Annotated in this window: 31 protein-coding genes; 15 read left to right on the top strand and 16 right to left on the bottom strand. The window is 52.2% G+C overall.

Annotated features, from left to right (window positions below; genetic code table 11):
- The first annotated feature begins 4 nt into the window (after positions 1–4).
- A complete protein-coding gene (locus tag ACR0BI_RS15300) occupies positions 5–193 on the top strand; it encodes a hypothetical protein (RefSeq protein WP_170685143.1) in 189 nt (62 codons plus the stop codon).
- Between the two features lie 322 nt (positions 194–515).
- Here ACR0BI_RS15300 and ACR0BI_RS15305 read toward each other — a convergent pair whose 3' ends face one another.
- Together ACR0BI_RS15305 and ACR0BI_RS15310 are read right to left on the bottom strand one after the other, a co-directional pair.
- On the bottom strand, positions 516–734 hold the full coding sequence (locus ACR0BI_RS15305; RefSeq protein ID WP_260023730.1) for a GDCCVxC domain-containing (seleno)protein: 219 nt from the start codon (positions 732–734) through the stop codon (positions 516–518).
- 4 nt (positions 735–738) lie between these two features.
- Positions 739–1,062, bottom strand: a complete 324-nt coding sequence (locus ACR0BI_RS15310) for a hypothetical protein (protein ID WP_170657909.1) — start codon at positions 1,060–1,062, stop codon at positions 739–741.
- Between the two features lie 99 nt (positions 1,063–1,161).
- On the opposite strand from ACR0BI_RS15310, the gene ACR0BI_RS15315 reads away from it, so the two are divergent.
- The 3 genes from ACR0BI_RS15315 (at position 1,162) to ACR0BI_RS15325 (ending at position 3,710) form a co-directional block, all read left to right on the top strand.
- Positions 1,162–1,560, top strand: a complete 399-nt coding sequence (locus ACR0BI_RS15315; protein WP_170657910.1) for a MerR family transcriptional regulator — start codon at positions 1,162–1,164, stop codon at positions 1,558–1,560.
- A gap of 138 nt (positions 1,561–1,698) precedes the next feature.
- Positions 1,699–3,066, top strand: coding sequence for a sensor histidine kinase (locus ACR0BI_RS15320; protein WP_480562721.1), 1,368 nt, complete (start codon positions 1,699–1,701; stop codon positions 3,064–3,066).
- Positions 3,063–3,710: a response regulator transcription factor gene (locus ACR0BI_RS15325; protein WP_170657912.1), complete on the top strand. Its 648-nt coding sequence runs from the start codon at positions 3,063–3,065 to the stop codon at positions 3,708–3,710. The genes ACR0BI_RS15320 and ACR0BI_RS15325 overlap by 4 nt, the downstream gene beginning before the upstream one ends.
- A gap of 72 nt (positions 3,711–3,782) precedes the next feature.
- Here the strand turns inward: ACR0BI_RS15325 and ACR0BI_RS15330 are convergent, their stop codons facing one another.
- Together ACR0BI_RS15330 and ACR0BI_RS15335 are read right to left on the bottom strand one after the other, a co-directional pair.
- The gene (locus tag ACR0BI_RS15330; protein ID WP_480562722.1) at positions 3,783–4,634 is read right to left on the bottom strand and encodes a hypothetical protein; all 852 of its coding nucleotides are present in this window, start codon (positions 4,632–4,634) and stop codon (positions 3,783–3,785) included.
- A 159-nt stretch (positions 4,635–4,793) separates the two neighbouring features.
- Positions 4,794–5,675 (bottom strand): cation diffusion facilitator family transporter, encoded by an 882-nt coding sequence (locus tag ACR0BI_RS15335; protein ID WP_170685146.1) that lies wholly within the window; start codon positions 5,673–5,675, stop codon positions 4,794–4,796.
- 234 nt (positions 5,676–5,909) lie between these two features.
- Here ACR0BI_RS15335 and ACR0BI_RS15340 point away from each other — a divergent pair, with 234 nt between their 5' ends.
- The gene (locus ACR0BI_RS15340) at positions 5,910–6,608 is read left to right on the top strand and encodes a hypothetical protein (RefSeq protein WP_170574980.1); all 699 of its coding nucleotides are present in this window, start codon (positions 5,910–5,912) and stop codon (positions 6,606–6,608) included.
- Between the two features lie 462 nt (positions 6,609–7,070).
- On the opposite strand, the gene ACR0BI_RS15345 is transcribed toward ACR0BI_RS15340, so the two are convergent.
- Entirely contained in the window at positions 7,071–7,652 is a 582-nt protein-coding gene (locus tag ACR0BI_RS15345; protein ID WP_170657913.1) for a TetR/AcrR family transcriptional regulator, read from the bottom strand.
- A 124-nt stretch (positions 7,653–7,776) separates the two neighbouring features.
- Here ACR0BI_RS15345 and ACR0BI_RS15350 point away from each other — a divergent pair, with 124 nt between their 5' ends.
- The 7 genes from ACR0BI_RS15350 to ACR0BI_RS15380 all read left to right on the top strand — a co-directional run bounded on the left by ACR0BI_RS15350 (position 7,777) and on the right by ACR0BI_RS15380 (position 11,050).
- Positions 7,777–8,367 carry a YceI family protein gene (locus ACR0BI_RS15350; protein ID WP_170657914.1) on the top strand — a complete coding sequence of 197 codons (591 nt, stop codon included), beginning with the start codon at positions 7,777–7,779 and terminating at the stop codon, positions 8,365–8,367.
- 66 nt (positions 8,368–8,433) lie between these two features.
- The gene (locus ACR0BI_RS15355; RefSeq protein WP_282153473.1) at positions 8,434–8,973 is read left to right on the top strand and encodes a luciferase domain-containing protein; all 540 of its coding nucleotides are present in this window, start codon (positions 8,434–8,436) and stop codon (positions 8,971–8,973) included.
- Between the two features lie 209 nt (positions 8,974–9,182).
- Entirely contained in the window at positions 9,183–9,518 is a 336-nt protein-coding gene (locus tag ACR0BI_RS15360; RefSeq protein ID WP_170657915.1) for a hypothetical protein, read from the top strand.
- A 58-nt stretch (positions 9,519–9,576) separates the two neighbouring features.
- Positions 9,577–10,044, top strand: a complete 468-nt coding sequence (locus tag ACR0BI_RS15365) for a DUF411 domain-containing protein (protein ID WP_170657916.1) — start codon at positions 9,577–9,579, stop codon at positions 10,042–10,044.
- Complete coding sequence (locus ACR0BI_RS15370) at positions 10,044–10,508, top strand: c-type cytochrome (RefSeq protein ID WP_170657917.1); 465 nt, start codon at positions 10,044–10,046, stop codon at positions 10,506–10,508. The genes ACR0BI_RS15365 and ACR0BI_RS15370 overlap by 1 nt, the downstream gene beginning before the upstream one ends.
- A gap of 12 nt (positions 10,509–10,520) precedes the next feature.
- Positions 10,521–10,865 (top strand): copper resistance CopC family protein, encoded by a 345-nt coding sequence (locus ACR0BI_RS15375; protein ID WP_170657918.1) that lies wholly within the window; start codon positions 10,521–10,523, stop codon positions 10,863–10,865.
- Between the two features lie 41 nt (positions 10,866–10,906).
- On the top strand, positions 10,907–11,050 hold the full coding sequence (locus ACR0BI_RS15380) for a hypothetical protein (RefSeq protein WP_480878889.1): 144 nt from the start codon (positions 10,907–10,909) through the stop codon (positions 11,048–11,050).
- Between the two features lie 85 nt (positions 11,051–11,135).
- Here ACR0BI_RS15380 and ACR0BI_RS15385 read toward each other — a convergent pair whose 3' ends face one another.
- Together ACR0BI_RS15385 and ACR0BI_RS15390 are read right to left on the bottom strand one after the other, a co-directional pair.
- Positions 11,136–12,587, bottom strand: a complete 1,452-nt coding sequence (locus ACR0BI_RS15385; RefSeq protein ID WP_170685147.1) for a DUF2779 domain-containing protein — start codon at positions 12,585–12,587, stop codon at positions 11,136–11,138.
- Positions 12,588–12,716: 129 nt separating this feature from the next.
- Positions 12,717–13,532, bottom strand: a complete 816-nt coding sequence (locus ACR0BI_RS15390) for a fumarylacetoacetate hydrolase family protein (protein ID WP_170791930.1) — start codon at positions 13,530–13,532, stop codon at positions 12,717–12,719.
- A gap of 84 nt (positions 13,533–13,616) precedes the next feature.
- On the opposite strand from ACR0BI_RS15390, the gene ACR0BI_RS15395 reads away from it, so the two are divergent.
- Positions 13,617–13,814, top strand: a complete 198-nt coding sequence (locus ACR0BI_RS15395) for a DUF3955 domain-containing protein (protein WP_170657922.1) — start codon at positions 13,617–13,619, stop codon at positions 13,812–13,814.
- Between the two features lie 259 nt (positions 13,815–14,073).
- On the opposite strand, the gene ACR0BI_RS15400 is transcribed toward ACR0BI_RS15395, so the two are convergent.
- The gene (locus ACR0BI_RS15400; RefSeq protein ID WP_480602540.1) at positions 14,074–14,247 is read right to left on the bottom strand and encodes a hypothetical protein; all 174 of its coding nucleotides are present in this window, start codon (positions 14,245–14,247) and stop codon (positions 14,074–14,076) included.
- A 367-nt stretch (positions 14,248–14,614) separates the two neighbouring features.
- Between ACR0BI_RS15400 and ACR0BI_RS15405 the strand changes: the two genes are divergently transcribed.
- The gene (locus tag ACR0BI_RS15405) at positions 14,615–16,900 is read left to right on the top strand and encodes an autotransporter family protein (RefSeq protein ID WP_480878886.1); all 2,286 of its coding nucleotides are present in this window, start codon (positions 14,615–14,617) and stop codon (positions 16,898–16,900) included.
- A gap of 88 nt (positions 16,901–16,988) precedes the next feature.
- Here ACR0BI_RS15405 and ACR0BI_RS15410 read toward each other — a convergent pair whose 3' ends face one another.
- A complete protein-coding gene (locus tag ACR0BI_RS15410; protein WP_170657923.1) occupies positions 16,989–17,921 on the bottom strand; it encodes an SdiA-regulated domain-containing protein in 933 nt (310 codons plus the stop codon).
- 203 nt (positions 17,922–18,124) lie between these two features.
- Between ACR0BI_RS15410 and ACR0BI_RS15415 the strand changes: the two genes are divergently transcribed.
- Positions 18,125–18,862: a DUF4956 domain-containing protein gene (locus ACR0BI_RS15415; protein ID WP_480713900.1), complete on the top strand. Its 738-nt coding sequence runs from the start codon at positions 18,125–18,127 to the stop codon at positions 18,860–18,862.
- Here the strand turns inward: ACR0BI_RS15415 and ACR0BI_RS15420 are convergent, their stop codons facing one another.
- The 7 genes from ACR0BI_RS15420 to ACR0BI_RS15450 all read right to left on the bottom strand — a co-directional run bounded on the left by ACR0BI_RS15420 (position 18,863) and on the right by ACR0BI_RS15450 (position 24,219).
- On the bottom strand, positions 18,863–19,804 hold the full coding sequence (locus tag ACR0BI_RS15420; protein ID WP_170685150.1) for a metallophosphoesterase: 942 nt from the start codon (positions 19,802–19,804) through the stop codon (positions 18,863–18,865).
- Positions 19,794–21,227: a hypothetical protein gene (locus ACR0BI_RS15425; RefSeq protein WP_170685151.1), complete on the bottom strand. Its 1,434-nt coding sequence runs from the start codon at positions 21,225–21,227 to the stop codon at positions 19,794–19,796. Before ACR0BI_RS15425 ends, ACR0BI_RS15420 begins: the two co-directional genes overlap by 11 nt.
- Before the next feature lie 784 nt (positions 21,228–22,011).
- Positions 22,012–22,185 (bottom strand): hypothetical protein, encoded by a 174-nt coding sequence (locus ACR0BI_RS15430; RefSeq protein WP_157054209.1) that lies wholly within the window; start codon positions 22,183–22,185, stop codon positions 22,012–22,014.
- 42 nt (positions 22,186–22,227) lie between these two features.
- Positions 22,228–22,533 carry a hypothetical protein gene (locus ACR0BI_RS15435; protein ID WP_480562729.1) on the bottom strand — a complete coding sequence of 102 codons (306 nt, stop codon included), beginning with the start codon at positions 22,531–22,533 and terminating at the stop codon, positions 22,228–22,230.
- Between the two features lie 53 nt (positions 22,534–22,586).
- Positions 22,587–23,201: a hypothetical protein gene (locus ACR0BI_RS15440; RefSeq protein WP_480562730.1), complete on the bottom strand. Its 615-nt coding sequence runs from the start codon at positions 23,199–23,201 to the stop codon at positions 22,587–22,589.
- 55 nt (positions 23,202–23,256) lie between these two features.
- Positions 23,257–23,718 (bottom strand): hypothetical protein, encoded by a 462-nt coding sequence (locus tag ACR0BI_RS15445; protein WP_480602529.1) that lies wholly within the window; start codon positions 23,716–23,718, stop codon positions 23,257–23,259.
- 201 nt (positions 23,719–23,919) lie between these two features.
- A complete protein-coding gene (locus ACR0BI_RS15450; RefSeq protein ID WP_058282225.1) occupies positions 23,920–24,219 on the bottom strand; it encodes a hypothetical protein in 300 nt (99 codons plus the stop codon).
- Positions 24,220–24,607: the final 388 nt, after the last annotated feature.

Genomic DNA, 24,607 nt, shown 5'->3' on the forward strand with positions numbered 1-24,607 from the left:
TAAGATGGCTTTTTACATTGCGGAAGAGGTGCTCAAAGTCATCTGCGATGGCATCCTCCAAGAAGGTATGAGCGCGGGTTTGTTCGACTCTCGCGCTCTCGGCCGCGGTTCGGCCAGTCGGGAGCGCTGTGAATTCGTTTTCTTCGTCAAAAAAATGGTCGATGTTGATGGGTCTAGTCATGTCAGATCCTAATGTAGAATACCGGGCAACCATCGCAGGCCGAACTTAATCTTAAGTATAAGAATTGCGGAATTTGCCCCCGATCCGGAGACTGTTTTAAATTTAACATAAGTCGCAATTATGGAGCGTTTGGGCTCTCGTCGGCCAACCACCGCCGCACGAGAAAAACGGCCAGTCGTGAGTACACTTTCAGTGGTTACCTTGAGCCCAAGGTACAAAATGTTTCAGCGGATACTAAGGTCAGCTATGCGCAGAAACCAGACTTTGCAAACTTTGGTGGACGAGCCAACACGGACAATCAACATCTTTCTCGGATGTCGCGGTTGCGGCCCGCTTATCCACAACAGCAGTCACCTAACTGAATTGGCGGGCACGGAACGGTAGCGTAAGAGCAAAAAACACAGCAGTCGCCTTCTAAAGGCTTCAAAACTGACTTGCATGATTTGCATTCATAAAACCACTGGCACGAGTCAGTTGGCATTTTCTCGATTTCAACGTGCCCACACCGAGGGCAGGTCAAAGTGCTATCCAGCACCACAGTTTGTTTTGTCATTGTCTCACATCTGCATGATTAGATAATCGTTGATTTGAGCCTCATTGAACACGATGACCCATGCCAGCGCGGTGATCGCCGTGCTTCCGACAAGCCACCATTTCAGATTTGCCAGTGTCCCGTTTCGATGCGCTACGAACCACGAAACCGCGATCAGCGCTGTTGAGATGGCGAGAACATAGTAGCTTGCTGCCGCTATTTTTCCGAACATCGCCAACCAACTGCCACCCAAGCCGAGCAACATCATGGCCATTGGAAGAACACAGCATGTCGCAACCCCCAGAGCGGAAACCGATCCCAGGTAGCTGAGGGTCACATATTTTTTCATCTTTCGCTCCCTGGGTAGGCGATTTGATTGAGTTGAGGCGCCGGCATTCAGTACGTATAACTCCTGTAGTAACTACAGGATCAAGTGGAGGCACTTCACATGATTGCGATAGGTGAGGCTTCCCGGCAATCCGGGGTCGGCATAGAAACCATCCGCTACTATGAACGCGAAGGTATCGTACCAAGACCCGCACGAGCTCCGAATAATCGTCGCCTCTATTCAGCGAGCGATGTTGGAAGACTTCGATTTTTGAAGAAATGCCGCGACCTGGGGTTTTCTCTCTCAGACGCAAAGGAGCTTTTGAATCTGTCAGAAGGAAGTGCCGAAGACTGCGGGTCAGTTAAAGAATTGGCCGAGGCACACATTGCCAGCGTTCGAAGCAAGATTGATGAACTCAGAAGCCTGGAGTACGCCTTGAGTGAGCTTACCGCCAATTGTGAAAGCGGAAACGTTCAATGCCCGATGCTGCAAAGACTGAAAACGATGGATGATATCTGACTCTGGCCACTGGGCGGAATCAAAGGGTCTGAGATTTAGCCAGATCGCGTCAGACCAAGGTCTGTGGTGCGGTAAGAGATTGTAGTTCATAGTCGATTTCACGATGAGAGTGAAAGTAACTGACCTGACGATTGGCAATTGGTCGTTGTCGCGAGTGTTTCTTGCGGCCAGCATTTTCGTGATGGGTACTGCTACCGCAATCGTTGGGGTCTGGGTGTCAAATCGAATCCAGAACGCAGTCGTGCAAAACTCCGCCAACTCTGCCGCTATATATATGGAAAGCGTAGTATCCCGCTCAGTCAGGAATTGGCACATGGCGACCATCTTTCTGAGCAGGCGAGCCTGGCGCTGGACGAGATTTTCATGACCCAGCCAATGCGTGACCGTATCGTCTCCTACAAATTCTGGAAGCAAGGCGGTGTGATAGCACATGCCTCGGATACAGACATTATTGGAAACCGTTTCAATCCAACGGATGACTTAAGGCTGGCGTGGAACGGTGACATATCCGGCTCTTTCGAAGAGCTTGATCATGCCGAGAGCGCCGCCGAGGCGGCATTGGGGATACCACTACTTGAAGTTTACAGCCCCATCCGCGAACTCTGGTCCGGCGAAATCATCGCCGTTGCGGAGTTCTACGAAAGAGCTGATCAGCTTGAGTTAGACTTAGCCAAGGCCAGGCGAACAAGTTGGTTGGTCGTCGGTTCCGCATTTCTGGCAAGTACTATTGTTCTGTATTCCATCGTCGCAATTGGTGACAAAACAATTCGACGACAGGGGGCTCTTCTTAAACAGCGCCTGACAGAAAGTGAGAGGATGGCCGAGCAGAATGCCCGGCTGCGCTCGCGTGTGGTCGAGGCGTCAGAAAGACATGCCACGCAAACAGATCGATTTCTCAAGAAGCTTGGTGCCGAGCTACATGACGGTCCTGCGCAATACCTGTCGCTCGCCGCCCTTAGACTGGAGGCGGCGTTTTCCAAAGAGTCCGAAAGACCTAAAGAGGCAGAGGAAATTCAACAGTCTTTGCAAAAGTCTCTGGCTGAAATTCGTGCAATATCGCGAGGGCTGTCCGCGCCAGATATCGACAGCCTTTCACTCGTCGATGTTGTGAAGAGAGCCGTAGAGGATCACGCCGAACACAGCCCGTTGCGACCGGATATTTCATTCTTGGGTGGCCAGGCTCCAGTATTGTCATTGTCCGACAAGCTGTGCGTTTTTCGGTTCCTTCAGGAGACGCTTTCCAATGCCGCGAGGTATGCTCCAGCATCCAACTGCACGGTTATCTCTGAGGCACAGAACGACCGCATAGTTGTAAAGGTCAAAGACGACGGACCTGGATTTGACAGGTCAGAAGAAACCGCGTTGCGAGACGATGGTGGCCAGGGGCTTATGGGCTTGCGAGATCGGGTCGAGAGTATTGGTGGCCGGTTCGAAGTCGCATCGAGACCTGGCGAAGGCACCACCATTGCTATGACACTCTTTCCCAGAAAGTTAGGCACATCATGACTACATCTGTCGTAATAGCTGATGATCACCCGATATTCAGGGATGGTTTGCGACGCACGTTAGATGAAGCTGATGGTTTTGAAGTTTTGGCCGCTGGGTCCAACGCTGACGAGGCAGTATCGCTGGTCGGCACGCATCAGCCGGACATAGCCATTCTTGACCTCTCTATGCCCGGTGGCGGGATAAGCGCGACACGTAAAATTGCGGCAATGGAAAATCCACCCAGCATTGCAATCTTGACGGTCTCAGAGAACAGCAGCGATGTCGCGGACGCCTTGGAGGCGGGCGCAATTGGGTACATTGTGAAGGGAGTAACCGCGAGCGAACTAACCGCTTCCTTACGCAGCATCGCTGCGGGTGAAGGGTTCGTTTCTCCGGGCTTGGCTTCGCGGGTATTGCTTCAAATCAACGCTGACAGCGGCATGTCTGTTAACAGCGGCATTCTCGATGACCTTACGCATCGTGAGGAAGAAATACTTCGACGTGTGGCCAAAGGATTGAGTAATCGTGAAATCGCTGACGAGTTAGACCTCCAGGAAAAAACCGTGAAGCACTACATGACGGCAATCCTGTCCAAGCTTCATGCGCGAAATCGGGTAGAAGCCGCGCTTATTGCACATGATGTTTGGAACAATGGAGATTAGCTGCGGTCTCTTTGACGACGATGACGGCCTCTCGTTAAGAGAAGCCGCCAACGATTATCGACTAGTTGCTGTTCAGTTGGCAACCGACTGCAACCTCCGGCGATCAGAGGCCGTCGCGGTTCTTTCAACAACAGTCCGGTTGTACGGGTCTTTCAACTCGTAGCGCCCAAACTCGATCTCCTCTTTCCAACCATTGGCATAGTTCACTTCGATATTGTTGCCTTGGCGTTCGATTTTCGTGGGCCGACTTCCAGTAGTGCCGCCTTGCCCAGCAGAACGCACGCTGTCGATTGAGATACCATTCGCCAAAGACCGAAGCCTTGAGACGTCCGCACCGGTCGCAGGGCGCTCCTCAACAGTTCGGTTTTGAGCGTTCTTTCTCTCATACCGCCCGTTTTCGATCTCCTCCTTGGTTCCGTCGGCGTAACGCACTTCAATCCCGTTAGCGTTTGTTTCGACCTTTGTTATCCCGGCCGAACCCGACGGCTTGCCCCCTGCTTGAGACCGATCCTTCTTTCCGCTGCCTCTATTGGAGCGTTTCGAGTCGTCATCGTCATCGTCGTCAGCATTGTCGCGACCACTTTTGCCTGATCCTGAATTGTCGTCACGATCATCATCTCGGTCGTCGTCGCGATCATCGTCTCTATCGTCATCACGATCATCGTCCCGGTCACCACCACGGCCGCTATTACCCGACCCCGAGTTGTCGTCGCGGTCATCATCTCTGTCGTCGTCACGATCATCATCCCGATCATCGTCTCGACCATCCCCGTCTTTCCCCTTGCCGCTCTTGGCAAAGGCATATGACGGTTCAAAATGTAGGCGACCATCGGCATCAAACGCTGGCACATAAGGCGTCGCGGCAATCAACGAAGCCAACGCCGCGGTACTTAGAAGTTGACCCAGCTTTCTTTGAATTTTCATTTTCGCCTCCAATTTTGATCGTCACGCTTCATGACATTGGAGACAGGCTACTACCGGCCCGACTTTCCCACATCGGGCTTAGGTCTGACGAATTTCAAGCCGAACGTCTTAATCAGATCAGTCAAACCAATAGATTCTTTGCAGAACCAAATGAGCAGTTCAGTGGGGATTAACCCCGTCGCCTTTCAACTCGTCATCAGGTTCGAGGTGAATGACAAAGACGGAACCCGGGTACAGACACTCTAGTTCTTCCTCTATGTCGTTACATATATCGTGAGCTGCGCTGACTGGCATTGTGCCGTCCACAACAAGGTGAAACTCTACAAAGATAACATTCGCGGATCTGCGCCCTTTGAGGTCGTGGTACTCTAAGGCCGCGCCGAGATTTGCTTCGATTGCGTTGGAAACAGTCTGCAAGTCATGATCCGAAAGGGTCACATCCATCAGGCCATCGACGGACGCCCGAATAACTTTCCAGCCCTCCCACAAGATGTTCAGTGCAACAAGAATTGCCAGGATCGGATCAAGGATCAGCCAGCCGGTGACAAGTGCAAGTATCAGACCTGCGATGACACCAACTGAGGTCATGACATCCGTGAAAATGTGCCGGGAGCTTGCCTCCAATGCAGGCGAACCCTCGCGCCTGCCGATTTTGAGCAATAGGTAGGCCCATGCGCCATTCACGCCCGTTGCAATGATATTGATGGCGACTCCAAGCAGCGGCGCATCCTCAAGATGCGGGTTTGGGAGTGCCAGCACAGCTTCTCTGATGATCAGGAACGCCGCCAGCACAATCATTACACCCTCGGCGACGGCGGAAAGATACTCGGCTTTTTTGTGACCAAAGGGGTGGTTTTCGTCAGGGGGTATGTTGGCAATCCGAACCGCAAAATACGCCAGCAGTGCCGCAACAACATTTACGGTAGATTCCATCGCGTCCGACAATAGCGCCACCGAGCCTGTCAGCCACCAAGCCAACAGTTTTAGGGCCAGTACCGCAATGGATATCGGAATGGACCAAAGAGCGATTTTTTGTGTCATTTGGCCGCGACCCTCAGTCAATCGTTACAAATGATCCTGGGAACAAGTGAGCGACCGTACTTAACACGTAAGACAGGAGTAAGGTAATAATGAATAAGGCCACAGGGTCGGTCATGCACGACCGGCTGTCGTGAATAACGCTGGCACCAAAGTGTCATACATTTGTTACTCGGATGGACCCGATTGTTACATACGGCTAGCATCAGTGATCACACAGCAGAGAGGGAGACACACATGTCGAAGTTCACCAACGGAAAAACTGCCCATGGGGTCGTTGCACTCGTAATCTGCTGTATCGCGGCGACCGCACACGCGCAATCGGCAGGCGAGGAGATGTCGTTTTTCATCACTAGTGTGGGCAAGGGGGACGGTGCAAATCTAGGCGGCCTCGAAGGCGCCGATGCTCATTGCAATGCGCTTGCTTCCGCGACCGGTTCTACCAAGACTTTTGCGGCCTATCTGAGCACCTCAATGTCCATTGATCGCAGCACCGACCCGATGACAATCACCAATGGCGTTTCTGCTCGCGACCGGATCGGATCGGGCCCGTGGTACAATGCCAACGGAGAGCTCATCGCCAACAACGTTGAGGACCTGCACAGCAACAGCGTGAACATTAACCTACAGTCCGCGCTCGACGAAAATGGTAACCCTGTAAATGGGCGTGGCAGTCAGCCAAACAAACACGACATTCTGACCGGCTCCGATTCCGCGGGATACTTCTCGACGGCAGGAGGCGACACGACATGCAGCAACTGGACTTCGAATAGTGAAGATGGATCTGCGATTGTCGGGCACCATGATCGTGTAGGTCTCAACGATGCTCGAAACATGATATCCTGGAACTCATCGCACGGCTCGCGCGGTTGCGGAGAGGAACATCTGCCACGTTCAGGCGGGGCAGGTCTGTTTTATTGCTTTGCAACGGACTGATCGGGCAGCATTGGTACGCGTGACGCCCGCATTGAACCTGACATTGCCAAGTCAGTTTGGGGGATCGCGTTTTGGAAGCGGTTTTTGGGCGGAAATAGTCTAAATGCCGCTTCGTTGCGAGTTTACTAAATTGCAATGCTTGGGTGAGAAGGTTCAGTTTGGGCTGCTTCAAGTCACTTATGTGCAAGTCAGCGAAAGGCGCATCCGAGGAGGATACTGGACATTGCAATGTTGGCCGGTTCCCGAAAGTCGACATTGCCGTGGTCGACACTGAACCCAAAGGTGTCCATGTTGCATTGTGAATTAGCGGCAGCGACAAATCAGGGTGCAGTCGTCAACGTTTTGAGGAGCGCATCGAATTGACCCTGCGACGTGCTGATGTCAAGCGGCGAACGTAGCCATACTGCGATCTTGGAAACTGTTATGATTATTGGCCGCTTTGATTGCATAGTCAGGCGATGGTCACTGTCCCGAATTGGTTTTCGCGATACTGCAAAGCAGATCGACATGTTTGTCCAACCACTCTTCGTCCAGTGCCTCGTGGCGTATGAGCTTGCGGAAATAAGGTGCCGCGACTGCTAGTTCTATGAGCTGGTCAACCGGAATGTCGGCGGTGATCTCACCGCGACCTACTGCGGCTGCAAATACTGCTTCAACACTCGCGAACCTGTCTTTCATGAATTCCGTTATCACTAACCTTGCTTCTTCGTCGGTGGACGCAGCAGCGACCACCTGAGGCGCGATTTGGCCCCACGGTGTGTCATTCAAGGCTCCCATCAGTACACCGAGTAACCAGCGCAGGTCAGATCGTAGCGGGCCATCGGTTTTGGGCGGTATGTTTGGCGGTGTTGCGATGCGCCGGAATGCTGCATCACGCAGACTGCGCGCATCTGGCCAGTGCCTGTAAAGTGTACTGCGCGAAATGCCCGTTGCCTTTGAAACTGCGCCATGAGTTACGTGCAGCACGCCTTCATCCATCAGTATCTTTTGCGCAGCATCAAGCGCAGTCTGTCGTGTGGCGATCAGCCTAGGATCTTCTTTCAATCACTCCTCCTATAGAACACATTGTTGCATAGTAGAACATTTTGTCCTAAAAGTATGGTCGGCCAAAACCTAAATCCCAAAACTCAATTCCACAAACACGTCTTGTCAAAATGGGAGCGTATCAATGTTCAAAGTGGCAGCAACCCCGCTGGCGGTACTCTTATCGATGGGCGCGACAACCGCATTGTCCGAGAGTGGCACTTACGAGCTGGATCCTGGGCACAGCCAGGTATTGTTCAGCTACGACCACATCGGGTTCTCAGAAACGTTTGGAATGTTCTCAGGTTTTAGCGGCGAGATAGAGTTCAGCGAAGATGATCCGTCTGCGTCATCTGTCACGGTGTCTATGCCTGTAAAATCCATGATCACGGGCTGGGATGCCCGTCTGCAACACTTCATGTCCGATGACTTTTTCAGCGCGAGTGACGGTGATGTGGTCACATTCTCCTCAACCAGCATTGAAGTGACCGGGGACAATACCGCAAATATTTCTGGCGACCTGACCATGAATGGCGTCACCAAACCTGTTGTTCTGGAAACAACGCTCAACAAGTCAGCGCCATATCCGTTTGGCCAAAAAGAGGGCACGCCGACTTTGGGGCTGGCTGCCACGGCGACTATCGTGCGGTCTGAATTCGGACTTGGGGCATTTGCGCCAGCGGTGAGCGACGAAATAGAGCTCTTGATCAATATCGAAGCATTAAAGGCTGAGTAATGTGTGCAAGGGCGCTGATACTGCGGTGAGCGCTCATTCTTAACTTTTGACGGGCTGGCAACAAAAATGAATGTGTTCCTTAGACTACTGGCGGTTGCTGCGATAGCGGTGGCGTTGACGTGCCCGTTGGCATTCGCACAAGAGCGCTCCTTGCCGGAGCGCACCTCGCCCCGTCCCGAAACGACAAGCGGCGTACCGCATATTCAGATCGGTGTCGAAATTGATGCCGATTTGGCCAAGCTATTGCTGGAGCGTGTTGCGCAATTCCCAGGGGTCACGCTTGGCCCGACACGCATATCACTTCCTGGCGCGATTGGCTTTCAGCTTGATCCCGACATGTTGTTGTCTCAACCGAGCTCTATCGTCGGTGGGTTTGAATTTGCGCATATGCATCCTGATGGCAGCTTGCATGCTTCGCTGCATCCGGCAATGGCGCGACGGGCGATTGAGGCTGGCTGGGCCGTAGCTCACCCTTGGGCCAATCAACGTCCCGGATGGAGTGGCTTTGTCATGATCTATACTCCGACTACACCAGAAGAGCTGGATGTCGTCATTGATCTGGTGGAAAGTTCGTACACCTTCATCACCGGCAAAACCTTGGGCTAAATGCCCACCTGCTGACCTTTCCGTTGCTGACTAATGCGCAGGTCAGCCAGTATTCAGCCTTGCGCGGATATACAGATGATCCATGTTCCACTGTTCCGGACGGACATGATCCAGAGATGTGGCGCACCCACAATAAGTGCAGCTAGGATGTAAATGGCGACACATCCTCGAAACTTGTCAAAACCTCATACCCCCAGTAGGTATTTGGTATGTTTCGCCTGGTCCTGTCGATACTTCTTGTTGTTGCATTCTCTGGCGCATCCGCAGCGTCCGTGAAGCATGGCTTGACTCATGGATCGGATCACTCTGGTCATCATGCTCAAATGGCAGGCGACGATCCGTTGGCTAATGCCGAGAAAGCTGTTGCGGATTGTTGCGACACCACCAGCGGCATGAGTTCAGCATCCTGTTTTGGTGATCTTGTCGCCACGGCGGGGATTTCGCCGATTGCTCCATTGGCGATCTCAGAGTGTGGTGTGACGCAAGCTGATTCCGATTTTTCGGGCCTCGCAATGGGCGTCCCTACCGGTCCTCCGAAAGCCTGAGCGGCAACGGGCGCCCGCCCGCAATCCGTTCAAATTTCACATCAAAGGACCGACAGACATGATCACACGTCGTCACTTCACCACACTGTCTGCAACTGCTCTCATCGCGACCGCTCTTCCCGTCCGAGCAGGCACCCCAATGCATGTGCTAAGCTCACCAGGTTGCGGATGTTGTCACGCATGGGCCGACTTGGCTCGCGCACGTGGCTACGCCGTAACCATTGAGGAACTGACCGACCCCGAGGCACAGAAGTCAGCGCGGGGTATCCCGCTGAACCTCGCATCCTGTCATACCATTGAAGCCGATGGTTATGTCTTTGAAGGCCATGTGCCGTTTGAAGCACTGGAAGCCGTGTTGAAGGATCAGCCTGACATTACAGGGCTTGCCGTTCCTGGCATGCCAATGGGCTCCCCTGGTATGGGCGATGATCCGTCCGTCCGTTACGACGTCATTGCATTTGGGGGAGAGGCTGGGGCCGGTACAGTATACTACCGTGCGGGCACCGCGCAGCCGTTCGACACCTGATGCTAGGGCGCACAACACTCTTGGTTACCGGTGGGCTTGCGCTCGCCGGTTTCGCCGTAGCTTTCGTTGTGGCCCAGCCCCCCGAAGCGGTCGGTCTTTTAACTCCTGATGACGCGGAAGTTGTCGCCATTGGCCAAGATATATACGCGGACCAATGTGCTGCCTGCCACGGAGCGCGCCTTGAAGGACAGCCAAACTGGCGGATACGCGGCGAGGATGGTTTGCTACCAGCACCGCCGCATGACGCCACAGGGCATACGTGGCACCACGATGATGAAACGCTTTTCACCCTGACTAAATTTGGCCTGGCCGGACTGATGGAAAATGCGCCCCCAACCGGTATGCCGGTCTATGAAGGTGTGTTGAGCGATGACGAAATCATAGCGGTCCTATCTTTTATCAAGTCAACCTGGCCCAATGACCTTCGTGAGTACCACGACGAGCTGAATGCCCAATCCGAATAGAGGAAAACTCAGATGATCAAACAAACTCTTATCGGCTTGGTGCTAGCAATGGCTCCAATGCTTGCGGCCGCACATTCAAAGTCGGAAGTAACGACACCGGCTGACGGCGCGTCTGTCACGGATGTGCCGGAGCTTACCATGCGGTTCGATGATCCGATGCGTATCATCTCGGTCACGCTGACCTCACACGATGGCGACGTCGAAATTGAACGCCAAACGGGCATGGACCCCACCACGGAATTCCGGGCTATGCCTTTGGAGGAGCTTGCACCCGGAAGCTACCGCTTCGACTGGCGAGGTATGGCTTCAGACGGTCACCCGATGCAGGGCAGCTTCTCTTTCACGGTCGCTGAGTGATCGGTCTGGCACACATTGACGGTGTTATCGTCTTGGCCATTTTGGCGAAGGCACTTGGCTACGGCGCGGCGCTGCTGGCGATGGGTGGCGTCCTGTTCACGGTCCTCTTTGCCAAGGTCGCTGAAGAGTCTGTTCTACGCCTTGCACGTCACCACGTTTTGTATCGGCTGGATTGGCAAGATTAAGTCTTGGGGGCGCCGTAACTCCGGCAAATCGCCTGGTCTCGTAGGGTAGCAGCACCGCCAGTTGTTTTGAGGTTCGCGGCACACCTCACATCGCCAGCAATTCCCGATGAATTTCGACCATCGCCCAGGTGTCGCGCGTGCAATACGCCACAAGACCAGAATAGACCTTCTCGCGCGCTGGATCATCCGGTTCGGTCAGTGTTACGTCCTTCCAAAGGCGAGACGCGCTCGCCCCCTCTTTGATGTCCAGATCATCGTATGAAAGTTCTGGCAAAAACGCTGGAAGAACGGCCTTGATAGAGGCGCTTCCCTTGAACGCGGGATCGTTGATCACTTCATCTGCAAACGGCTTCATAAGATCTACAACGCGGGCGTTTAGGCCTTCCAGGAACTCTGCATGCTCTGGATAAGTTTCCGCCATTTCCGTATTGCGCGATTTCTCGAACGGAGCATACCAAACCACTACAGAGCCAACGTTTCCTATGTCCTCACGAAGCCTTTTCAGCAAGGCTGGCATTGGGTTACTGGCGTCTCGGTGGAGATACTCCCTGTGCTCGATTTCTCCGCCAGGCTCATGCTGGATATGCAAGGAATACTGGAAAGCCACTTGCTGATAGGGACGCGTTCCGTCCCAGGGTGGCAGCAAACTCTGAGATGTCTCGTAGTCAAAGTAGTGAACCGGATAGACAATCTCGCTCAGAAACCTGCTTAACTCCTGATGATCGATTGTGCGTTCACCGTTCGCCAGAGCTCTCAAGTAGCGCTGTGTCGACTTGCCTAACACAGGTGGATCACTGATCTCGTCAATCTTTGTGATCCCATTTGCGATGAGTTCCGAGGCTTTTTCCGCATTCATGAACGGAAGGCGGTGGATACTGTCATGCGCGAGAGGTGGATCGAGTTTTTCGCGGATCTCCAGCCATTCACCATAGGATTTAAGGCGCGCACGTTCGGGGGACGGATCAGGCATCGTACCGCTGGCAACGACGCTCAATGCTTGATCGATACGCGTGCGTGTTTTTTCGAGCTGCTCAGTCACCGCATCCGTGATGTCAGTGATGCTGACAAGCTCTTGCGGATTGATTTCGCCGTTTCTGACGTAATCACGGTTCACATGTGCCACTTCGCAGCGCGCAATGGGGAACCCCGCTGCCTCAAGTACGACACGCTGGAATGCGAGATCAAAAGTGTGTTCGGGCTTTGCAGATGTCCCGCTCTTGATCTCTGTCAGAACGTACCCATCGTCACTGCGGCTCACGATGTCGGAGATGCAAGTTATGGTTCCATCTTCATAGCGTCCCTGCGCCACTGCGTTTGCACCATCTCTCCAAGCCTCCAAAGTACGCGCGGGCAGAGCCTGGTATTCTGAAAAATCTGAAAAACCGAGGCGAACGAGATCACCAAATAGCTCCTCAGCATATGGCTCAAACGCGTGCCCCTCGTCAAAACGTGCTTGCAATGAAGGGTCAATCGGCGGCAGCAGATGCCTGGCGTGTTTCTTGATCCATAGCCAGGCGGGGTGCCTGAGAAACATCATGTAATCTGATTTGGATAGCATCGTATAATTTGCATTCCAGAATTGATGAAATCAGTGGAAGACTATCGCGCCCAGCTATTGAGGGTAACTTTTCTTTGGTGAAGTAGGCGTCACCACTCTACCAAAGCCTCATGTAAATCGTACCGATAGCTCAGTTTCCATCACGCCACCAAAACCCGCTGACCATTGTTCGCCCGGAAACACTGGCCATGCGTCTGTCAAAGTACCAGTTGTGACTAGCTCGCCTCCTTGAAGCCGGTCGGCGTCTGAGAGCAGAGAAACAAGATGAGCCAGGACTTCAATTGGGCCACCGAGCGCGTTTTCACCCTTGCCGGACTCGATAGCCTCGGTGCCCTTGAACAATGCTAGAGGCACTTCGGCCAAGCCGGTCAAGACATCATGCGTCGCCGCGATTTTGTCGCCAAGAACAAGGCAGCCGTGCAATCCTTGTGCTGCGATTGAGTCTTCGACCGAGAATTTCCAGTTGGGATAAATCGATTGAACAATTTCAAATCCTGGAGCAACCCACTCTACGCAACCTGCCAATTGCTCATTGTTCATTTCAGCCGTCGGCGTATAGCCAAGACCTAGTACGATTTCTGGCTCGATTCTCGGTTCTGAATACCTTGCCAAGTTTACCGGCTGATCAGTCGAAAACAGCCCATCTGCGTGGACCTCTCCCCAAATGGGTTGATCTACATCATAAACAGGCCAAATCGCGCGGTTCGTGAAGCCGACCTTCCGGCCAACTCTCTTTTTGCCCTGTAGCTCTCGGACGCGACTTGCAATCGAATAAGCGTCATCCAGAGTCAGCTGCCCTGCCTCTGAAGACAGTGGAGATATCTGCTGGGCAGAGGCAATGGCATCAGAGATTGTCTGAGCGTTAGATTCAATATCTCTTGTCATATTCGCATTATACGCGCCAACGGCTGGATCGCGATGCAATCAAGGTATTGAAGAACTAGGTTCCTCAATTCACAGGTATGAAGAACGATGCTAACTATTGGTCCATTCCCTAGGAGACCTGACATGACCAAACTTCGCCTTTTTGGTATCGTCATCCTTTTCCTTGCAGCACTAAGTGGGCTTTCAGAGCATCTGTTTTATGGCGGTGTCGACCCAAACGGCGTTCTGCAAGAAAGCTTCTTTTTGCCGCTGACTTTCATTCTAGCAGCAATTGGCATCGTTGTGCTCGTAGCTTCTTTGTTCCAATCGCGGCGTGACTGAGACGCGTCCGTCAGTTAGAATGCTGTTCCAAAACGCAAATCGGGTAATCTCCAGGATGGCGACCTCCGCCCAAGTCTAGGCAGGCCTCCTAATATTGGTAACGTTCGACCGCACGTCCCGCTAGGAACATGCATAACCCCACCGTCAATACGGTGAACGCCAACAGTATCTTCGTACTCCGTGTCATTGCTCAGTTTATTGTTTCATTCTCTTGGTGTCAGTCAACCAGCTTTCAGATATTGTCGAAAATTGGCAAACTCTAAAACTCAAACTTCAAATTGGTTTCGTCGAGTTTCTGAATAAGGAACGCGCCCTCGATCAGATCAATCTCGGTCCAGAAGTTTTGGCCTACTAGCTTGAAAAGGTGCGTATCGGCAGAGCGGTGAGCATCTGCATTGATCTTAGCTATCGACTCCGAAATCCAATGATCCATGCCTATACTCAATGGCGCTGTTCAGCGCCCGTCAAGCTCGGGAAAATCGTTTCAAGGCTTGACCTTTTGCGACTGCTTCTACGCAAAGGTGGGTATGGTCGGAATGCAAAACCCGGCTTGTCTTGCCTCGCAGCAATTGCACGAGCAGGTCTGCATTGGGCAGACCTTCCCGTGTTGTGAGTTTGCTCATATGCCACAACAAAAAATCCAAAAAGATAAACTTTGTTTTTCAAGACCTAAGTTGAGGTAGCTTCGCTTGTACCGCGAGAGGAGAAAGTTGGTGACAAACAATAGGCCGTTCCCACTAAGTCGAATTGCTCAGCTCATCACTCTGGCGAATATCGCATTCGTAATTTTGGCTTATTTGATGTCGCCAACCAAAGTACAAGCCCAAAGCTCACAGGCCTGTGTGGAATTGGGTTCCCCTCGAATTGAGTACTCTTCTGGATCTGAAAATACTCGCGTTAATCAAACAATCTCAACGACGGAACGTACGTGTCTCCCGATCCCAAACGGACCCATTACAGGACTTACAATTGGAAACTCCTCGATCACGTCTTCTGGTAAAATAGAGTTGTATGTCCCGGGCCAAAATACCGTTCCAAGCAATGCTTCCGTGTTAACTCTTCTGAATGTTGATGTCGCTGCGGGTAGCGGAGACTTTGTTTCCCGGGAAGCCTTGGCTACGAACATCAACGGGAAGCTCAGAGTGAACCTCATTGGAACTTCGATTGGTTCCGGCAGATCAATGACGTTCGTTCCGTTCAACGGCGCGAATATCGACCCCACTGAAGTTTACTTCCAGTCAGACCGACCGTTAACCTACGACAACCTTACCGTTATAGGGGCTACCGAAGTGGTTTTCGGGGCGTACTATATCCAAACCCGGGTTGCCGAGGCTTCTGATTTCACACTGACGAATAGTTCGATTTCTTCAACCAGTGACATGGCGATAGCGGCAGGCACGACCGTTCGGCTCGATGCAGCAAGCAGTTTGAACACCGTAAACTTTGAGAATTTTGGCACGCTGGCCGGAACGGGAACCGTGAACGCATTCAACTTCACAGTTAAGAACGGAGGGGTGCTTTCGCCGGGCTTTTCAATTGGTACGCTTAACAATAGTGGCGGTATCGCCTTTGAAACTGGGTCAAGGATCTTAAGTGAAGTCGATCCGACGGCCGGTCAGAAAGCCGATTTGGTGTCATCCAGCGGGCCCGTTACAGGGATTAACCGCGCCACTATACAAGTCGAAGCCGCTCGTCCCGGCCTGACTGCGCAGGACTATGCTGCTGGCAACGACTACACGGTTTTTCAAGCCTCGCGTTTCGATGGAAACTCCCCAACTCTTGTTGCCGGAGGATCTCTGCCCGCCCTATCCAGTCTGAGTATCTCAAACACGCCAACCGCGGACGGTAGAATCGACATAGCGTTTTCGACCCTCCCCGTCTCGAGCTTACCGCAGCATCCAGCAGTTGTAGGATCACCCAATGCAAGCAATCTCGCTGGTGCGGTGGCCAACACTGCAATCAAGTCACCTGGAACCATTCTGACCAACGGCACAACCTTGGGCAATGCAGTTAACACGCTTACCAATTCAGGTTTGGCTGGGTTTAATCGTGTGCACGCAGAGCCCTATTCCTCCAATTTGACCGTTGGGCTTGAGCAACTTGACCTGATAACCAACACCGTGCTGAGCCACGCTGACTGCCGCAAGTATCAAGCAGTTGGCTTCAGCAACGAGGATCAACCCGTTGCAACAGGCGATATCGACTTGGCCCAGAGACCTAGCGGAGCAATAGACTGCTCTGATCGGCGCTGGTGGATCGACACAGCGTATGTGAGCGGGGACGTTGATGGAAGTAACGGCCTCGGGACATTCGACTATTCGCTGGGCACCATTTTGGTCGGAGCGGATGTCGCAAGCACCGATAGAGGTGTGGTCGGAGTTTACGCAGGTTTTGGGACATCCTCCATGGATGAACACGATCAAGTCGATCAGGACTTTTCGACCGACAGCTATCATGTGGGCGTCTATGGGCGCACAACAACCGGAACTTGGGAGTTCTCCGGGCTGGTCGGTTACATGTTCGGTGAAACCGACGCCAAGCGAAATAACCCTTCTGTTGATGGCTTTACGGGGGGCGAGGCAAAGTCTGATTTGGACCAAGAGGGTATCCATGCCGGTATCCAGGCACGGAAGCTGTTTAACCTGGACAGCGGTGCAAGGGTTTCTACGGTTTTTGGATTGAACTACGGGCGTATTCAACAAGGTTCAGGCACAGAGACCGGCGGTGGTGATTTCAACTACTCGATTGAGAAAGCGAACGCAGAGTCTCTGGTTGCTTCCATTGGAGTTGATTACCAACGCGACTTCTTGACAGAGAATGGATTGCTAACCCCAATCGCCTTTGCTCGTTACGAGTATGACTTCTTTGCCAACAAGGATAGTGAGCACGAAATCACTGTGACGAGCCCGATATTCGGCACGTTCACACAAGTCGGACAAAACCGAGGTGCAAATGGCTTCGTACTTGGTCTGGGGCTAGGGTATCAGATCTCTGATCTGGCCAGACTAACGGCAGGATATGGCTATTCTGTTCGCTCCAACGGCCAAGAGCATGGCCTCGGTGCAAACTTAAGTGTTCGGTTCTGATTAGGGTGGACCAACGAAGACGAGTGGTAAGCTAGCTGCAATAACTTACGGAAGCTATTGTGGCGATGTGGGCTTCATTCTCTAGCGATCAAAATTTGGGGATATTAAAAACATAAAGCCGCGATTTCTTGGCATCGTCTGTCAGGATATAGAGAAGCCCTCTGGTCTCATCGAGAGCGATCCCTTCGGGATGTTTAACTTCCTTTTGTTTGCCATCTTCTGTGAACGTCAAACTGATAGACTTTACGGACTTGGACTCTGGATTGTAGACGAAGATTTGACGGCCTTTGTCACTCACAATCCAAAGAGAACGTGAGGACGGGGACCAGGCCAGGCCACTCAAATCCAGTTCATCATCATCTACACGCTCGGAGATAAAACCTGCATCGCGGGCTAAAGGAATGATCTTAACAATTTCGTCTAGCGCTGGTGATACGACCATTAACAACCTTGGTTGTCCTTCAATGCCAATGAAGACCCGCCCGGATTCCGGGTCGACGGCGATGCCCTCAGGTCCCTTGTTCAAAGGATTACCGACGAGCAATTCAGCGGCGTCCGAGTAGCCTTTGAGAGATGTGAGAGGGATTGTAGTTAGTTGAATGGGGTCAGTCGGGTGAACGACTAGAATTGATCGATCAGTTTCCTGAAGTACTAAAACAGTCCCATCTTTTCGTGATGCGACGCCCTCCAAATCTGATCCTGCCAATGCTGGCAACTTGAAAGAGTTTCCTAATACCCCGTCGACTCCGAGTAGGTGCAGTTTAGGTTCGGCATCACTTACAGACCACAAGAAGCCTTCAGCGTTAGACATTGCTAAACCGGAAGGCTCTGAAAATCCCTCTGATTTGTCTGCCACCTTGAATTTATCGACCAGAACCAAACCAGCACTTTCAGCGTAGGCAAAATCGGTCCAAGGCAAGAAGGCTGCCGCAACTAAGCTGGCCGCAAAAGCGAGTCGTCTAAGTTTGCAGAAACACCGTGAAATTTCAGCTTTTGACGAAAACACTCTGTTTTCTGTCATTGGATTCTCTCGCGCTTGGACCACATCTCTGTATCAGCGTTCGTATCACAGTCCGGATACGATGTCCGAGGAATGCACTGTAATCTCTTTACCTGATCCCGCCTGTTGCGATTGAATTGAATAGGGCACGATGTGCCTTTGGTTAAGCGTAAGCCTTTGGCGTGAGCAGGAAGGAAGACAAGTTGAATACGACCCTCACATTTGTGACCGTGTTGTTGATGCTGCTGTTGCCAGGTGCTGCGGTGTCACAAGTCGACCCTGCGACGATGCTGGCCGGGGCTTCGGGGTCGGAAATCGTTATCGAACGCCGGTGGACGCAGTTTCGTGGCAAACAGGAACTGTATTTCTTTACTCTCGATGTGATCGTCACGATCATTCTGGCTGGCTTGATCGTCTATCATCCGGTGAGACGTAAAGCCCGTAGAAGCGTCCGCGACATAGTTATGCCAAGGCTTTTCTTCCTGTATGCGCTTATCGGCATGGCGGTTGGTTTTCTGGTGGTTCAGCACGGGTCAATGATCGGTTTTGTCATATTTGGAATCGGAGCGTTGCTCAGGTTCCGCTCCAATCTCGATGATCCGGTGGACACTGTCGAAATGATAATCGTGACTGTTCTTGGTCTTGCGGTCGGTTTGGGCTTGCCGCTGATGGCCACACTGGTGGCGGTTGTATGTTGGTGTTTCATTTGGCTCGGTGGACGAAACAAGGGTGTGGAAATTTCGCTCAAAGCTTCAGACGAAGAACACTCATTGAACGTCAGCGGCGCCATTGAAGCTATGGCCGCAGACGCTGGCTGGAAGCTGGTCAGAAAACACCACGTCCCCGGAAAGTCTCGCGTCTCATTGCTTTTCATCACCTCGGGAGGGCTTTCAGAAGCCCGGATAGAAGAGATGATAAACGATCTGGTCCCTGATAAAGTTGAGCTGAAACTCAACCTCTAGTCATTTCACAAGGTCTAAACGTTTCAACACAGCATTCGGGGATCTGATCTCATTTGGGAGCGACTTGAAGTTTACCGACCTTTCGAAATCGGGCCCTCGATATACTGCTATCCCAAACTCTCCGTTCGGCTGGAACGTAACATGAGTGAAGCTGTGAGGTGATCTGGCGCTATCGCCAATAAGCCGCCGCGGACCACCTCCCAAACAAGCTTGAGAGACATAAGCCACACCGTCTTTCCAACCGGGGTAGAAGGCATGATGGTGGCCTGACAGATGCAGAACAACACCGCTATCCAGGTAGATCTTTTCAAGTGTTGGGTCACCGATGATTTCGCGTTCGCGCTGAATCGCGAAGGGCCAGAGTGGGAGGTGACTGAAAGTGACAATCGGGTCTCGGTCTGCACCCAATTCCTGTAACCGATCCTGCTGGTCACCGGATAGGGGTCCTAGGGTCGTTGCATCCAAAGACGCAAACGTAATGCCCTGCATCTCAAATGCGTAGAAGAACGGATAGTCATCTGAAACCAGGAAATCGACGTCTGGTTTTCTCGGAGTCCATTCCTCTGCGTATATTTTTCTTTCACGCTCGAACCCACGGTACGCAGAGGCATCATGGTTTCCTGGTGTGACCGCAAATGGAATGCCGGCAGCCTTTAAAGGATCTGATACGGCCTCGTGAAACGCCTTCCACATATCCCTGACCTGTTTGTCGGACAAGTTTGGAATGCGCTGTCCCGCAACCATATCTCCGGTCGAAATAACCAGATCTGGATCAATCTCGACTATCCGCTTAATCGCTTTGTCGACGCGGGCATCGTATCTTACTGAACCATAGCTTCCGTTCAGATCCGATATGACGATAACATCCAATGCCGCCGCCTTGCAGGCGAGCAGAGCGGTCCAAATGAACACCGCAATAAGAGCAGAACACCTACGGGTCATTACAGTCCAAGGCCTCCACTTCGGTGTCATTTTTCAAAAAGAATGCGACAGGATCCAAGTCGAACGTCAAATCACCATTAGAACAATTGTCCTGAAGGATGGATGTTGCCAGCGCGGTGTTTTTCACAACTTGGGCAATCTGACTGTCTGACAACCCAAAGCTTTGCGACAACCAGCCGTAGACGGGACCATGAGATTGAAGGTCATTATTCAAAGCGACCAAGCTCCGATATGTGCTTGGAGAGAAGTGCCGCATTTTCTCTAGCATTTGAGTAGATTTCGCGAAGTTGGCATACTCGACACGCCCACCAGCATCGTTGTCGTTTAGATTGCTGCGACGGATCAATAATGCCTCGGCGGGAATATCTCCATCGTTCGGCTGATGGTGCTTGGCTTTCTTATGCTTCAGCTTTCCGTCTTCGACCCAATACCAATAGGGTGTGAAGTCTATGTTTCCTACACGGTCCTGTTGGCTGAAGATGAAGTCGAGTAGAACAATCTCGGTAAGTTCTTGCATCCAAAATGCCATCTGTTGGTCGCTGACATCGGGACCGAGATCCTTGTTGATCATCCGGTCTCTTCGACCTTTTCCGACGCCCTCTACAATGGCCTCTGGCAAGGGTTTTGAAGAACGCAAAGCTAAAAAAGCGGGGGTTTCCTGGAAATCACGGTTCTGACCTTTTCCCCAACCAGATTTGCGGGTGCCGTTGATTTCCGAGCCGTATCGATGCCCAGGGCTATCAAGCAGAACACCATATATTTGCGTTCGATCTGCGGTGAATAGATCGTCGGTGGGCTGGTATGAGTCCGGGTCAGCATCTGCGGCTGCGAAGACCCGCCAGCCTTCATGGTTCATACGCCCGCCATGAGAGCCACCAGAAATCGCAAGGCCAGGCTCTGCGACTTCGGAAAAATGCGCCTGGGCGTCCATGCTACGCCAAACGGCGACTGGAACTTTGACGGTCGCGTCGAAATACCTGGAGAAATGATAGTAAAGCAGCGACGAGGTTGAAAACGTTCCACTGGTGCCTTTTTGGTTCATGGTGGACTTGAATTTAGCCACCCTGTCCTTAGCCAGATCTTTTGCCGCCTTCCCCTCCTTGCAAGCGTTTCTCTCGAATTCAGAACGGTTCCCCGTGTAGGGTCCTTCCGAAATATCGTAGACAGCCATTCCTGGGCTGGTGCTCCAGGTTTTTGGACAAATAGCAATTTCGGAGGCATAGAAATCGATCTCGCAATAGGCCGTTTCTTCCTCAAGATCGCTTTTCTTATACGCGCCCGTTGGAACTTTGTTGATCCGAATACAGCGTTCAGTAACGCCGTTGGGACTATCAAATGTCGTGGCTTCACCTAGAACATCGTCGTTCGCCCACAAGACGGTGGGTGCAATGAAAGCAAGTGACCCCAGAAGATTGAACTTCATTTGGATAGTCCTCCCAATATCATTTGGGGCAAATCGCTGCCTGTTGTTCGGTGGAGATCTTCAACTTTGGGTCGACGCTGAAGTTGGAGAATTTTGAGTCAATCCACTGGTTGCATCCGCCTGAACAAGGCGCCCCGTTTCGGGCATCATTCCAATATTCCTTGGCCTTTTCTTCCGACCAACCACAAAACTGAACGAGCGCCATCGCCGACAATGCACCTGAGGAATGAACGCCCCACATGCAGTGCACCAAGACAGGGCCTTTTCCAGGGTTTTCAATCACCTCGTGTATGGACGCCATGACAGTATCGGGTCGGGAGGATCTGGCACTTTGATAGTCAAAGGATCCGCTTCCACAACTGGTGCGACCGTATTCAGTGTTTTTGCCGAAGTCGGCATAAAACCCGGTTGAAAACCCTTCACCGCACAGAGTTTCGCGTTGACCTTCACTTAGGCCAGTTCGATCCTTGTCGCCGCCCTTGAAGCCGGATCGATACAACACTCCGCTTAAGACTGGGCGAAAGAAAGCGACACCATCAATGCCTCCGTCACCACCCTTTGAAAGCATTTGACTGTTGCTTGGACCGCCATTTCGACTGGTCACGTCAGAATTCGCAGCGGTTGCGAAAACAACAATGAATATGAGGGACGCCAAAAACCGCATGCCAAATCCTTTCTATTCTTGAACCTTTAATGCTCAAACTCTTGCGACCTGATAGTCTCTCGGAAAGGCTAGTTCATGACAACCATATCAATTGGGCAAATAACTTTCCGCTGTGAAACTTTAAATAGGCCACACGAGATTGATGATAACGACGACTACGAAGTAGGCTAGAACAACTTTCCAGTTCCATTGGTGCTTGTTTTCTTCGTTGATCACGCCAGCCGATTTCAATGCCAGGTTAGTGATGATTAAGGCGACAACGATGACCGCCGCGTGTGCCAGGTCGAATTGCAAGTTTGGGCTCCTTCTCTTGGATTTGGGATTGATGGAAATTTGTCAGCAGTCACCTGATGGCAGCATAGCTACATCTGAGTACCTTCCCTCAGACGTTGTGATCTGAGCACATGCACCTGTATCCTTGTTAAACCAATACGAGGTCAGCCCTTCGCTTCGGATGAGTTCAAATCCGAGACTTTGGATGCCCATTTCAGCTTGGCCCGCTCTTGCCCCTTCAAATGGCGAAAGATCGCTAGAACTGCCCACAGTTGGTGCACTTGCATCCACCGATCCGCCACTCTCATCGCATGCTGCCAGTGCAGAAATACATACCGCGCCGATCACCATTAGGACATTGGGTTTCATCTGTTTTTCCCTCGCTTTTTTGGACTTGCGTTCCAGGGTTTCTGCTAGATCACCTATTCAATTCCGAAAATGACGTTGTAGTCGACAGAAGAGTTGCTGCGATTGATAACCTCCACAACATGATCACCGGATTGCCAAAGCTGTCCTCGATACTCCTTCTCCGCCGACATCAATCCCAACAGTTCAGAACCATCGGGGTTACGAATGACGTAGTCCAAGGAGCCATTTCGCGGCGCAACGCGAACGTAAAGGAACTGTTCGTTTTTGGCACCGAGAACATATTGCTGCGACGCTCCGGGCGCGAGTTCACCAACTAGTTCGGCGCCGGTGGAGCCAGCATCGAATTTGACATGTTGGCTACCGGTAGAACCGGCGGCGCCTGCCATGGCTCCACCGCCATCATCCATCGCTTCGACAACCGACATCTCGCCGATGCTTCCATCCTTGTACGCGATGCAGCGCCAAAGCGTTCCGCCTGCGTCACGTAGCATGACGAGCGTACCAGCTTCCGAGAACTGAGAGCTTTCAATCGTTCCGGATTGACCGTCTGGTCCACCAACCTGCCGCAAATTGTCGATACAGGCGTCGTCTGCTTCAGACATTGCAAAAGCAGCTGTGCCCGCGATTGCGAACATGGGTGTGAAGAGTTTGATTAATAAGGGTTTCATCAGATGGTTCCCTGTTAGCTTGTTCTTACAGTTTTGTTCCGTACAAAGCGGAACTTCACTTCGCTTCTTGTAACTTTGACAGAAACTCATCGCATGCCTGTGCACTGCCGACGATCTCGCCCGTCGTTTCAATTCCTTGCAGTGATGCCATTTCGGAATTTACGCGGTTGAGGATCTGATCGGCTTGCTCGGCGGTGATCAGGTTCTCGGCTTGCGCTCCTTTCAATGTGGAGCAGACACCGGCGGACAAACCTGTCGCAACGCCGACACCCATCGCGGCCCCGCCACCCAAGGTCATCGCTCCAACCACGCCTAAGACGAGCCCGATCACAATACCCAAGATCACTTTTCCCATGGTTTCCTCCCTTTTGGTGAGAAAGAGTTCAGCCACCACTACTGGCGCAATCTGCGTGCCCATCTGCAAATCAAAACCAGCGCAAACAGGTTGAGCGCCGGAGCAATCGCCGCGAACCACGGCTTGGCGGAATCCGAAAATAAGTCCGCCACAAGTATCCAAGGTAGTCCCAACGGCAGCAGGAACACTCCGGACAAAGGGTCTCGTTCCTGTCCCAACCAGCCAAATGTGCCCGTCAAGAATGCAACCAACGCCAACAGGTACATGACCGCGAATACGATGATGGTGGTTCTACAAACCAAGTCGAGCCTCAGCAGATCAAGCCAGTGCTGCGCAGCCGTTTTCAGCTACGCAGCAGACAGGTCACAATGCGCCTTCGTCGCCCAGGAACTCGATACCAGCTGTTGCGCCATCACTGTAAGCAATGCAATTCCAAGGAGCACGATCCTCGCCAACTCCGACTGTGACCTGTGTTCCTGCCTCGCTAAACGCGGATGAGAGCACCACGACTTGCGAATTGTTCGTCGTGTTGGCTACATCTCGCAAACACGCCTGCTGAGCCGGCGTGAGCTCGGCGGACGCGCTTGATGTACTCGTATCGTCGCAGGCCGCAAGCAGTGCGAAACATGTCGTGCCTGCAATCATCACCATCTTGTTAGACATTTTCTTCTCCCTCTGGTTCCCTTGAAATTAGTGAAATTGGATGGGCTTGTTTGAAGTTCTCGCGTCAGAGCGGGCTATGGAACATACTTCGACCCTGTGATTTCCCTTTCCAACAACTTGTCGCGGGGGGCTTGGCGGGCAGAGCGATTTTACTTTGACTACCGAGACCGCCGACGACGTGTGAAAGCTGAATGACGACACTGGCAAAAGCTCGAGCGAATTCTGGAAATAGGGCGAGTACGTTTAGTCTGAGCATCGCGTCCTCCCAGCGCTCAATCATTGTAAAGTGCCTTCCGACCGCTAGCACTCACTCCAACAGTCGGAAGGGCTCGGCACAGCGAGCAGCAACGACAACAACGGAGGTAAAATAAAGTTGTGTCGAATTCGC

This window comes from Ruegeria sp. E5 (assembly GCF_056534105.1).